1 protein-coding gene is annotated in these 1,511 nt (G+C 31.0%); it reads right to left on the reverse strand.

The genetic code is table 11. The features are described 5' to 3' along the window. Window positions 1-315 precede the first annotated feature (315 nt). Window positions 316-1,245, reverse strand: coding sequence for a DMT family transporter (locus DN394_RS26020; RefSeq protein WP_141520153.1), 930 nt, complete (start codon window positions 1,243-1,245; stop codon window positions 316-318). Window positions 1,246-1,511 lie beyond the last annotated feature (266 nt).

Raw genomic sequence — 1,511 nt, forward strand, 5'->3', positions numbered from 1 at the left:
GTTTTCAAAGAACTACTCGGTCGCTCATTTGCGACTCCCTTATGTTAACATCTTCGTTAGTTAATGTCAACTAAGTTTTTCAATTCGTTTGCCGCGTTCTGCGTTATTGCATCGGCGACTTGTTCTATATTACACCTCTATATCCTAATCGTCAACACCTTTTATTCAATTAATAATAAAAATAATTCCAAAGGTATTTTCTATATTAGTTTCAGTTATTTAATTCCTCTAATTCAATGAAAATAATGAAAAGGACATCCTATTACATACAAAGCGTCCTTTTCATTAAACACTATATACATACTCTTATAAACTTTAACATTCTTCATTCTCTTTAACATTTCGCTCGCCTGAGATAAATAAATCAATTAATTTACGTTTATCCGCCCATATCACTCCAAATAAAACTAAGCTACCACCTATTCCTATTCTCCACGTCAAAGATTCATTTAATAGAACAATTGAAGCAATGATACTTATTAACGGTAACGCATTTAAATATAATCCACTTACTGATGCCGAGACTGTCTCTAATGCTCTATTCCAAAACCAATACGCTAAAATTGTTGCCCCAATAACAAGATATATTACACTAAACCCTGTCTTCCATGTTTCGATTTTTGGAAAACCATAGTAAAAAGTTTCTGCCATTGCAAATGGTAATAGAATAACAGCTCCAATAATTAAAGTTAATGTTGTAAAAACCTTGTTTGATAGATACTGTTCTTGTTTTGGTCGTTTCAGCAATACTGTATAGAAAGCAAATAAGAACGTACTTAATAAAATAAGGATATCTCCTATTAAAGATACTTCTTGATCGACATTACTAGATGGAATTGTAATAAGAAGTACTCCGATAGCCCCCAATACAATACCGATCCAATAATTAAGTTGAATTTTTTCTTTCAAAAAGAACGCTGAAAAAAGAATTGTAACTAAAGGTAAAGCAGCATCAATAATACTAACATGCAATCCACTCGTTAAAGAAATACCGTAGGATGTGAACATAAAGTACCCGGCTACGCCAGTAAAAGATAGCAAACTCATTCTTTTCCACGGGACTTGTTTATGTACAACAGATCTTTTTAATTGTTTAAATGAGAATAGTAAACAGATTCCACCAGCTAAGAAAAGGCGGATAAATAACAAAGTAAATGGCTGAATAGATTCTAATGCCCACTTTGTTGGCGCAATGGCTGTCCCCCATAATATAACAGCCACTAATAACATGCATATTTCTTTCATAATCCCCCACACCCATCAAAAAAATATATGTTAACTATCTTAATTATAGATTTTTTCTTATGTGAAATCCTTTAAAAATGTAAAAACGTTATGTGAAAAACAACTAAATAGCTATTTTTCACATAACGTTTTCATATAAAGAGTAAAATATTTTTAATCATTCTACAACCTAATTAATATAAAAAGGTAATTCTTACCTTAAACTAAAATTTAAACGTATTACTTTATCACCTTTTACGACATTATCGCTCAAATTTTAGTTTAGA

Source organism: Bacillus sp. BB081 (assembly GCF_008368895.1).
GTDB lineage: Bacteria > Bacillota > Bacilli > Bacillales > Bacillaceae_G > Bacillus_A > Bacillus_A wiedmannii.